9 protein-coding genes are annotated in these 10,253 nt (G+C 50.8%); 1 reads left to right on the forward strand and 8 read right to left on the reverse strand.

Annotation, left to right across the window (positions count from 1 at the left end; genetic code table 11):
- Both VNA68_02090 and VNA68_02095 read right to left on the reverse strand, forming a co-directional pair.
- On the reverse strand, nucleotides 1–357 hold a 357-nt coding region (locus VNA68_02090), incomplete at its 3' end, for a helix-turn-helix domain-containing protein (protein ID HVE80910.1).
- A gap of 61 nt (nucleotides 358–418) precedes the next feature.
- Nucleotides 419–2,509, reverse strand: a complete 2,091-nt coding sequence (locus VNA68_02095) for a DNA translocase FtsK 4TM domain-containing protein (protein ID HVE80911.1) — start codon at nucleotides 2,507–2,509, stop codon at nucleotides 419–421.
- Nucleotides 2,510–2,586: 77 nt separating this feature from the next.
- Here VNA68_02095 and VNA68_02100 point away from each other — a divergent pair, with 77 nt between their 5' ends.
- The gene (locus VNA68_02100; protein HVE80912.1) at nucleotides 2,587–2,994 is read left to right on the forward strand and encodes a hypothetical protein; all 408 of its coding nucleotides are present in this window, start codon (nucleotides 2,587–2,589) and stop codon (nucleotides 2,992–2,994) included.
- Between the two features lie 13 nt (nucleotides 2,995–3,007).
- On the opposite strand, the gene VNA68_02105 is transcribed toward VNA68_02100, so the two are convergent.
- The 6 genes from VNA68_02105 to VNA68_02130 all read right to left on the reverse strand — a co-directional run bounded on the left by VNA68_02105 (nucleotide 3,008) and on the right by VNA68_02130 (nucleotide 10,157).
- Nucleotides 3,008–5,011 (reverse strand): ribonuclease J, encoded by a 2,004-nt coding sequence (locus tag VNA68_02105; GenBank protein ID HVE80913.1) that lies wholly within the window; start codon nucleotides 5,009–5,011, stop codon nucleotides 3,008–3,010.
- A gap of 42 nt (nucleotides 5,012–5,053) precedes the next feature.
- Nucleotides 5,054–5,617 carry a uracil-DNA glycosylase gene (locus VNA68_02110; GenBank protein HVE80914.1) on the reverse strand — a complete coding sequence of 188 codons (564 nt, stop codon included), beginning with the start codon at nucleotides 5,615–5,617 and terminating at the stop codon, nucleotides 5,054–5,056.
- Between the two features lie 16 nt (nucleotides 5,618–5,633).
- Entirely contained in the window at nucleotides 5,634–7,757 is a 2,124-nt protein-coding gene (gene pnp / locus VNA68_02115) for a polyribonucleotide nucleotidyltransferase (protein HVE80915.1), read from the reverse strand.
- A gap of 157 nt (nucleotides 7,758–7,914) precedes the next feature.
- On the reverse strand, nucleotides 7,915–8,181 hold the full coding sequence (gene rpsO / locus VNA68_02120) for a 30S ribosomal protein S15 (protein ID HVE80916.1): 267 nt from the start codon (nucleotides 8,179–8,181) through the stop codon (nucleotides 7,915–7,917).
- A gap of 74 nt (nucleotides 8,182–8,255) precedes the next feature.
- On the reverse strand, nucleotides 8,256–8,945 hold the full coding sequence (truB, locus tag VNA68_02125; GenBank protein ID HVE80917.1) for a tRNA pseudouridine(55) synthase TruB: 690 nt from the start codon (nucleotides 8,943–8,945) through the stop codon (nucleotides 8,256–8,258).
- 12 nt (nucleotides 8,946–8,957) lie between these two features.
- Entirely contained in the window at nucleotides 8,958–10,157 is a 1,200-nt protein-coding gene (locus VNA68_02130) for a DHH family phosphoesterase (protein ID HVE80918.1), read from the reverse strand.
- Nucleotides 10,158–10,253 lie beyond the last annotated feature (96 nt).

A 10,253-nucleotide genomic window follows, 5' to 3' on the forward strand; every position in this document is an offset into this window, starting at 1 on the left:
AACGGCGCTTGCAGCCAGAACCGCGATGAATTGGGGCGTTAAAACGATCTTGGGGGTCTTTATGGGTTTAAGCCTGGCGGCGGCAGCGCGAATAACGTCCCCGCGCTCTTCGGCATACTGCCGCGCCAGACTGCGCCCGGAAAGACCCATAAAATTGGCATAGGTCTGCACGAAGCCGCGAGTATAAACATCATTAGGCAGGTGGTGGTCATCGCGCTCTAGCTGGATCAGGTATTTGCCCCGAATCTTGGTTGCCACCTCAATATCACGCATGGTCAGGCCGAGCTCAGCACGACGGGTTTTCAGTATCTGGCCTACGGTCGGCTGCTTTGTTTCTAGGGGTTTCTCTTTACTCATAATAGGTAATTAATTAAAGGCCATTTAAGCGGCCATGTCGAGTGGTGGCTAATCCCGACAGCTAGTCTTGGTATTCTATCGGTTCTTCGCCCGGCTCATTCAGACTGCTTACCAAAACCTGTCGCGGCCTGGCACCATCGGCCGGGCCCACAATGCCCCGCTCCTCTAATATATCTAGCAAGCGAGCTGCTCGAGCGTATCCCACCCTCAGGCGCCGCTGCAGCAGCGAGGCCGAGGCCTTACCGGTGCGAATTACAGTTTCAGCCGCTTCTTCGAACAGATCATCTTCCGCGCCGCCAAGATCGCCCGAAGAAGAACGGCCTCCTATTGATACCGGTTGGGTTAACACCTCCTCATTATACTGAGGCTGTCGGGCGCTACGCAGATAGTCGGTAATAACCGAAACCTCTTTTTGGCTCATAAATACACCCTGAATCCGTTTTGGCTTAGGCGTATCCGGGCTCATAAACAGCATGTCTCCCTGACCTAGCAGCTTTTCGGCCCCGCCCATATCGATGATAGTGCGCGAATCGACCTGACTGGCCACCCGAAAGGCTATTCTAGAAGGTACATTGGCCTTAATAAGCCCGGTAATCACATTTACACTTGGACGCTGGGTAGCTAGTATCAGGTGGATACCGGCGGCCCGGGCTAGTTGTGCCAGCCTTACTACCAAAGCCTCCACATCGCCGGCGGCCATCATCATAAGGTCGGCCATTTCATCTATGACGATTACGATATAGGGCATGCTCTCGTCTTGCTTTGAAGAATTGTATTCATAAATATTACGCTTACCAACTTCGGAAAACAGGCGCAGGCGGCGCTCCATCTCTGCCACTGCCCACTTAAGAGCCGAGATGCATTTCTGTGGCTCTACAATCACAGGAGTTAGCAAATGCGGGATGTCATTATATAGACTTAGCTCTACCCGCTTAGGGTCGATTAAAATCAACTTGAGCTGGGCCGGTGAATTGCGATAAAGCAGGCTGGCTAGGATCGAATTGATCATAATCGACTTACCGGAGCCAGTAGCACCGGCCACCAGCATATGGGGCATATTAATAAGGTCCGCAAAAGCCGGCCTGCCCGAAACATCTTGGCCCAATGCAATCGAGAGCGGCGATTTAACTCCCTTCATCTCGCTACCAGTTAAAATCTGCTTCATTCTAACTATGGCCAGTTTCTTATTCGGCATTTCTACACCCACAGCGCTTTTGCCCGGAATAGGCGCCTCCACCCGAATGGCTGGGGCGGCCAGCGCTAGTGCCAAGTTATGCTCCAGACCGGTAATTTTAGTCAATTTTACGCCGCTGGATGGCTTTAGAGTATATTGCGTAACGGTCGGGCCAATATTCACCTCACCCATCGCCACCTCGATACCAAAGCTAGAAAGAGTGCTTTGTATGATTCCGGCGTTTTCTTTCACATTGCCGGCATCGGCCTTGCTGCTGGAGTCTTCTAGAAGATCGATCGAAGGCGGCACCCAATCGGGGTCGGCTACCGAGGTCAGAGCTACTTCTGGCTCCTTTTTAGATTTTCCCGAGCCGACGTTGAGAGCGCCCTTTATCTCCAGTGCGGCAGTTCCTGCAGCTTCATTAATCTTAATATCTTCTTTCGGCCCTCTTTTGAATAAGGCCGCAAGTCTGGCAATAATTTCACTAATACGAGTGTTGGAGGCAATGATAATACAGATAAGCAGCATCGCTGTAAGCACAATGGCTGACGCCGCGACATTCAGTACCGTCAGCAGAATAGTGGAGAAAGCGAAGCCGAATATGCCGCCGCCATGGCCGTCTTTGGCCAATTGCAAGCTCTCACTCTGATCGATACCAATATGCAGCAGCCCGGCCAGAACGAACACGAAACCGGTAAAGCCGATGTAGTTATTCGCCCCTACCTCGTATTTTTTTGGCTGGAACATCATAAAGGCCAAAAGCAGCGTGATTAAAGGCAAGAGGAAGGCAGTGTAACCCACAAACAGGCGTAGGCCTTTAAGCAAGTTAGACGGCAGCGCACCTCCAAAGTTAAAGACAGCAAAAAGCAGTAGTAGCGCAAAAGCCACTAGCAGTACCGCCACTATCTCTTGGACAACAGTAGCATCCAGATTGGGCTTAAAGCGCAGTAGAGGGACCGATTTTTTGCGACGTGCCATATACATATATTATACCGGTAATGCCAGCCGGCTTCCAGATGGTATAATAAGCGCGTTCTTCGACAAGCGAGGCAAAAATGACTGAACTGGGTGAGAGAAGCTTTGTCTGCGGACTACTCTGCGGCATCCGCTTGCGGGGCGTTACCCGTATGAGCTACACGGATCAGTGGTTTTCTGAATGCGCGCATGCAGCCTTCAAGAAACTGAAAAAAGCAGCTAGGGCTGAGGCGATTGAGATTAACTTTAACATTAGGCCTCATTTCATCCATGGAGATTCACAGGTTGCTATAAGGGGGATCCACGCCAACCAAGCTATCGCGCCGTTTGAGGCACCTTACTTCGACGGCTTTAACCTCACTATCAGTGAGAGCGATGCCCACAGACTGCTAGAGGAGCTCCCGGGAAGTCTGGAGATGTGGGAAAAAGTCACCCAAGCCTTTCTGGAAACTTACGCCCCACAGCGCTACGCACCGATCAGAACTTGATCGGTGCGTTTTCTTATTTTACGGATGGGCCTTTGGAATCAACTTCGTTAACCACCGGCAAGACCATCGGGTTACGCTTGGTCTTTGAATACAAAAAGTCGGCAATGTCATCGCGCAGCTGCAGCTTGAACTTTTGCCAGTCAGCCGGCTCTTTGGTATTGCGGCGCTCAAATGATTTGCGCACTTCGTAACGCAGCCGGCCGATTAGATCCTCACTCTCCTTCATATGTACGAACCCGCGAGAAATGATATCTGGGCTAGTTAAGAGCTTGCCTGTCTTACGGTCTACTGTACCAATGATCACCACCATGCCATCGCTGCCCAATGCCAGTCTATCGCGCAACACGAGGTTTTCTACATCGCCGATACCGCTACCATCTACCAGTATGATGCCAGAAGCCACGCGCTCGCCCTTACGGGCCCCATTTTTGGTGATTTCCAGCACGTCGCCATTATCCATCACGAATACATTGGCAGAAGTCACGCCGCTTTTAACAGCTACTTCAGCATGGTGCACCATGTGGTGGAACTCACCGTGAATTGGCAGGAAGTGTTTAGGTTTAACAAGCGTAATTAATCTAGAAAGGTCTTCGCGTGGAGCGTGGCCGGAAACGTGTAATATACCCAGGTCATCCAAATCGCGCCAGCCGTGAATGTAGACTTTGGCCCCTTCACGCATTAAGGCGTCAATCGAGGCTACTATGGCTTTCTCGTTACCGGGAATCGGGCTTGAGCTCATTACAACGGCATCACCTGGCTTAATCTTCACATGCGGGTGGTCGCCAGTCGACATCCTGGATAGCGCCGAGTTGACCTCCCCTTGAGAGCCAGTACAGAGAATGACGGTTTTGCCGTCTTGCAGCTTAGCACCATCCTGCACCCTAGTAATTAATCCGGTTGGCACCTTAATGTAGCCCATTTTTACAGCGATCTCGACATTGGCTAACATACTGCGCCCGGTAAAGCTCAGCTTGCGGCCGGCTTTGTGGGACGAGTTTACAATCAGCTGCACACGTGAGAGCGAACTGGCAAAGGTAGAAATTATCACCCGCCCGCCTGTACGTTTAAAGATCTCATCTAGAGAGGTTTCTATCTGGGTTTCATCTTGTGTGCTGCCCAGACGCTCAGAATTTGTGCTGTCGCTCATTAGAAGCACTACATTCTCTTCCTTGCCAATCTGCTCAAACCGAGCAAGATCCATCGGCCGGTTGTCGATTGGCTTAGTGTCGAGGCGCCAGTCTCCAGTGTGGATCAGCGTGCCTAGGGGCGTGCGAATTGCTACGGCAGCAGCATCCGGTATGGAGTGGGTTACCCGCACCAGCTCGACGTTAAAGACACCAAGCTGTACCCGCTCGTGTTTATCGGGGTCCATCACCCTAAACTGCGGTGCTGTCTGTAGGCGGAACTCCTCGATTTGTTTTTCTACCATGGCTAAACTCAGCCTGGTGCCGTAAACCGGTACCTGCAGCTTGGGAAGTACATACCCGGAAGCGCCGATGTGGTCCATGTGACCGTGGGTGATAATAATGCCTCTCAGTTTATGCTTATTCTTCTCCACGTAAGTAGTATCAGGAATTATATAGTCGATGCCCGGCTGGTTCTCGTCTGGGAAGGCGAAACCAATATCGACAATTATCATATCGTTTTCATACTCAATGGCCATCATATTCTTACCGATCTCCCCTAGGCCGCCCAGTGGGATAATCTTAAGCTTAGATTCATGCGTGGGCACTACATTTGCTTTGCGCTCTTTGACCTGAGTCACTTGGCGGCCGTCGGTACCGTTATAGACCGATTTATTGACCGGTATTAATGGTGCCGGCTTAGGCAGATTATTGGGCGGACGCCTGCGCGACCGCGAACCCCCCTTACGAGGCCCCGACCCGCCTGCGGGGCGGGAAGACCTGGCAGACCTATTGGACTGCGGGCGGTTATTTTGGTTGCGATTTTCTTGTCTGTTTTCTTGTTTATTTTGTGGGTTTTTATTTGTTTGACTGTTTAATGGTTTTGGTTCCATAAATCCTTTCTTGAAAGCCTTTAATTCAGGCTAGTAAAGTTATTAATTAATTTTCTCTAAAATTTTTGGTATGCCGCTGAAATCTTCTAAGAGCTGCTGGCGCATCGAGCCGTTATACAGGGCGGCGGCTGGGTGGTATAGCGGCATATATATCTGGCCATTTCTGCGGAATGCCCGCCCATGTACCTGGCTGATCTTGAGCTCGGGCAGAAAGACACTCATAGAATGACGCCCTAGAAAAACTATCAGCTTGGGTTTGATTATGGCAATTTGCTGATTCAGATACGGCATAAAAGCCTTTATCTCATCCGGCAACGGATCGCGGTTGGCCGGAGGACGATATTTGACGATATTGGTAATGTACACTGCTTCTCGCGCTAAGCCAATAGATGCCAGCATTTCATCCAGGAATTTACCGGCGGCGCCTACGAACGGGCGGCCAAGGGCGTCTTCCTTGGCTCCGGGAGCTTCACCGATAAACATCACTTGCGCATTGGGGTTGCCCTCGCCCATTACAAGTTGAGTGGCGCCCTTTGCTAACTCAGGGCAGACCTTTTGCTTAGTAATCTCTTTAATCAGCTTATCTAGCTCGGCCTGCTTGCTCATGTGAAGCTGTGGGGTATTAACCCTCTTTAACTGCTTTCATGCTTAGTACCAATCTGCCCTGGCTGTCTATGTCCATCAGCTTAACCTTCACCTCATCACCCTCTTTCAGCTCATCTTCCACCTTCTCCACGCGATGATCGGCAATTTGCGAAATATGCACCAAGCCGTCGCGACCGGGCATAATCTCCACAAAGGCACCGAACTCCATAATCTTTACCACCTTGCCTTCATAAACCTTGCCCACCTCGGGCCGGGCTGTCAGGCGCTCAACCCATTTAACGGCCTCTTGAGCTGCCGCGGCATCATTAGAGGCAATCATTACCAGGCCGCTGTCTTCGATATCGATCTCCACACCGGTTTCGGCAATGATTTTATTAATGGTTTCACCGCCCTTACCAATGACGTCACGAATAGTATCGGGATGAATCATCACCTTGGTAATGCGTGGTGCGTAGGGGGCAACTTCGGCCCGAGGCTCGTCAATCACTTTCAGCATTTCACTTAAGATATGCGCGCGGCCCTCTTTGGCCTGCTGCAAAGCTTTATCCATAATCTTGGCTGTGATGCCTTTGACCTTAATATCCATCTGCAGGGCCGTAATACCATCTTTGGTTCCTGCTACTTTAAAGTCCATATCGCCGGCAAAGTCTTCGGCGCCCTGGATGTCTGAGAGAATGGCATACTTGTCACCATCGGTCATTAGACCCATAGCGATACCAGAAACCGGTTTTTTAATCGGCACACCGGCATCCATTAAGCTCAGTGTGGCAGAACAGGTACTGGCCATAGAAGTGGAGCCGTTCGATGTAATAACCTCGGAAACGGTACGTATGGTGTAAGGAAACTCCTCGGCTAGCGGTATAACTGGCAAAAGTGCCCGCTCTGCCAGAGCGCCATGGCCAATTTCGCGGCGGCCGGGTGAGCGCATGGGGCGCACCTCGCCGGTGGTGTAGGGCGGAAAATTATAGTGGTGCATAAACCGTTTGGAGGTATCTTGCTCCATGGTGTCTATTAGCTGGGCGTAGCTGGTAGAGGCAAGAGTTGTAATGTTCAGCGCCTGGGTTGTACCGCGGGTGAAAAGGCCTGAGCCATGGGCCCGAGGAATAATCCCTACCTGCGAAGAAATCGGGCGGATCTGGGTTGTAGTGCGGCCGTCGGGGCGGGCGCCATCTTCCAGGATCGCACGCCGGATTTCGGTATCAATTACTTTCTCAAAGGCCGTTTCCAGATCATCAGAGTTAAACTGGCCATCCTGACCGCCGAACTCCTCTACCACCTCCCGGCGCAAGGTTTTAACGGCATCATGGCGCAAGTACTGGTTCTCATGGCGAATAGCCGGACCCAGCTTGTCTTTAAGATAACCCCAAAGAACCTTTTCGGCCTCTTTGTTGTGGCCATGCAGTTCGTACTCTTTCGGCTCAACTTTCAGGGCAGCTACGATTTCTTCCTGCAGTTTAATGACAGGCTGCATTTCTTTGTGAGCCAGTTCAATGGCTTGGATCATAGTCTCTTCATCTACCTCGCTAGCTCCGGCCTCTACCATCATTATGGCGTCGCGGGTTCCGGCTACTACGAGATCTAACTTGCTTTCAGCCACTTCGGCGGCCGTCGGGTAGGCCTTTAGCTTGCCGTCTATTAAGCCGACCCGCACTCCGGCTACCGGCCCCTCAAAAGGAGCTCCTGAGAGCATTAGTGCGGTTGAGATGGCAATCATAGCAACCATATCTGGCGAATGTACTAGGTCGGCACTTAGAACAGTAGCAATAGACTGTACATCGTTACGGAATCCCTTAGGAAACAGCGGGCGTATGGGCCGATCTATCAAACGCGCGGTCAGGGTAGCCAATTCGCTGGCTCTGCCTTCTCGCTTTAAGAAGCGGCTGCCTGAGATTTTACCCGAGGCATACATCCGCTCTTCGTAATCGATTAATAGCGGGAAGAAATCGATGCCTTCGCGCACAGTGGTCGAGACCACAGCCGTACCCAGCACCATGGTGTCGCCATATCTTACTGTCACGGCGCCATCGGCCAAAAAGGCCATTTTGCCGGTTTCTATTGTGAGCTTGCGTCCGCAAAACTCTGTTTCGAATACTTGGGTTTTTCCACCAAAAGGGTGGATTATTTCCTGATTCTTACTCATATACTCCTATCTGGGGTAGACGGACCAGAGGCAAGAGATTAAATCTTTAATCCCAAAACTCTAATTCGTACCCCAATTACTTTAGTATTGCTCACTCAATCATCTTGAGCGCAGCCTGAGGATTTTAGCAAAATCCGCCGGCCTCACCCGGGATGATTTACTTCCTAAGGCCTAATTTCTTAATAATCTCCAGGTACCGCTCCTGATCACTTTTAGAAAGGTAGTCAAGGAGGCGACGGCGCTTGCCAACCATTTTCAGTAAACCGCGGCGGGAATGCTCATCTTTCTTATGGGTCTGCAGATGCTTGGTCAGTTCTTGGATTTTTTTCGTAAAAATACCAATCTGAACCTCCGGCGAGCCGGTGTCCTTTTTGTGCTTTTGATGAGTTGTGATTACTTTCTTTTTGGCTGTAGTAGTAAGCATTGTGGTAATGATTATAGCAGGTTATCAGGTTAGATGCAACTAAAATCTGGATACATAAATTGTTCAAGCTTAACTTAAATTCTGAGCAGACTGGCCGATAAAGAATGGTTGGTAACATCAGCAAGCTGATGGGCTTGTTCTAGCTTATAATTCCCTACTTCCGTGCGTCTAAGGGCTGTTAAATAAGCTCCCGTACCCAGTTGCTTGCCGATATCTTCTGCCAGAGTGCGAATGTATGTGCCAGATGATACTTTGGCCTCAAATACCACTGTGGGGTATTCGTATTTCGTAAGCTGTATATCGTATATCGTGACTCTGCGGGATGGTATTTCAACGGTTTTGCCCTTACGGGCCAGCTTGTAAGCCTCTTGGCCATTTATCTTAATGGCGGAATACTTTGAAGGAATTTGGGTAATTTCTCCTTTGAACTGCTGCAGGGCCGATTCAACCTCACTCGCCTCGGGGGTTTCTGGCACTGCCCTAGGGGTAGGGGTAATATCCCCCTCCGCGTCCCCGGTGGTGGTGGTAGCGCCAAGAGTTGCCTCGGCAATATACGTCTTGTCTAATTTAGAAAACTGGCCGGCTTTCTTGCAGGCCGCGTCAAACAGCATCAGCATTAAACCGGTAGCCATGGGGTCGAGCGTGCCGGCATGACCGATCTTGCGCACACCAGTCTGGCGCCTCAGAGCCCGAATAATATCAAATGAAGTAATGCCCTTGGGCTTGTCTATTAAAAGCAGGCCGGCTGTTTTGATGCTCTCCATAGGTGAAGCTTACTAGTTATGCTGGTTCGGCACCAGTTCGGGCCGATTGGTCGGGTTCTGAGCTTTAGGCTGGGCTGTGGGACTTTCAAGAGGGTTGGGCGGCGCGGTCTCTTCGGTAGTAGCAGGCTTTACTTCTGCTTTTGGCTCAGACGCAGGCTGAAGCCGCGCTGGCGGCACGCTCTTATTCTCCTCTGCTTTGTTATCACTGGCGTTTATGAGTGGTTCCGGCTCGGCTGTTAATGTGACCTGATTGGGGTGAGGTGCCTCTTCAGACGGCTCTGGCTGCGGGGCGGCAAACTGCTCAAATGATTTAGGCGGCGGAGCGGGCTTGGGTTGTGGCTGGGTTTGCTCCTTACGCTCTACTGGCCGAGACTGATGGTCGCGCAAGGGCTGAGTCTGGCTTTGGCTTTGGCTTTGGTTAGACCGAGGCGGATTCTTAGGCTTATCACCTACCCCCCGATATAAACCAGTCACTACTTGTTGTTGATCGGCCCCGGCAGCCATCATTTGGGCTGCTACGGTCAAAGTCTTAGGGGTGGTGTGGTTCGAGGTAAAACGGTCTGTAGCGGCCATAATACCGGCTAGTAGAGCCGTTGCGATTTCTTGATCGATACTACCGGTCTGCAGCGACTCGGCCAGTGCCACAATTAGCTCGCTTAGGCTGGCCGCGGCTGGCTCCACCAAGTTAATGGCGCCGAAATTCTCATTACCTCGATGGTAATCGATATTTACCAAGGGGATCGATTTGAATAATTCTGGATTCTGCTGGTACTGCCGCTCTAGCCTGCTATACGAAGAAACACCAAGGGCAATCACAATATCGAACTGATAATCGCCATAGGTATAGCTAACATCCTCGGGCTTAAAGCCCCCCGAAAAAGGCGTAATGTGCACATTCAGCCTGTTGTCTTCTATGGTGTATTTAAGCTTATCGACCTCAGACCTGCCCAGATCGACTTGCACGATAAAGTCACGTAATCCGCTCAGCTGGCGCTCCACTACCGAGGTAGAAAGAAAACGCGAACCGGCTGGCAGCTGGTCACTTACCAAAACGGTCGTCTTCTTCTCTAGCTTGCGCAAGACCCTAGCAAGCGCCACGGCAGCCGAAACTTGATCAACACTCGGGTGCTGACCTGTAATAATAAGTATGCTTTCCGACTGACGGATAGCTTCTGATGTTTGCTGCTTAGGGGTAAGCTCGCGTGACTCCATAGTGTTCAAATTAACAATAGATTATCTTACCCTACAGATACAAAAATGTCAATTTCTATTGACACTTCTTATGCTTGAAGTATTTAAAAAATTAAG

Source organism: Candidatus Dormiibacterota bacterium (assembly GCA_035536395.1).
Lineage (GTDB): Bacteria > Patescibacteriota > Saccharimonadia > UBA4664 > DATLOE01 > DATLOE01.

Bases quoted from the DNA above. Each gene is read 5' to 3' on its own strand.
- VNA68_02095 (HVE80911.1), bottom strand. From the start codon at position 2,509: ATGGCACGTCGCAAAAAATCGGTCCCTCTACTGCGCTTTAAGCCCAAT.
- VNA68_02100 (HVE80912.1), top strand. From the start codon at position 2,587: ATGACTGAACTGGGTGAGAGAAGCTTTGTCTGCGGACTACTCTGCGGC.
- VNA68_02105 (HVE80913.1), bottom strand. From the start codon at position 5,011: ATGGAACCAAAACCATTAAACAGTCAAACAAATAAAAACCCACAAAAT.
- VNA68_02110 (HVE80914.1), bottom strand. From the start codon at position 5,617: ATGAGCAAGCAGGCCGAGCTAGATAAGCTGATTAAAGAGATTACTAAG.
- pnp (HVE80915.1), bottom strand. From the start codon at position 7,757: ATGAGTAAGAATCAGGAAATAATCCACCCTTTTGGTGGAAAAACCCAA.
- rpsO (HVE80916.1), bottom strand. From the start codon at position 8,181: ATGCTTACTACTACAGCCAAAAAGAAAGTAATCACAACTCATCAAAAG.
- truB (HVE80917.1), bottom strand. From the start codon at position 8,945: ATGGAGAGCATCAAAACAGCCGGCCTGCTTTTAATAGACAAGCCCAAG.
- VNA68_02130 (HVE80918.1), bottom strand. From the start codon at position 10,157: ATGGAGTCACGCGAGCTTACCCCTAAGCAGCAAACATCAGAAGCTATC.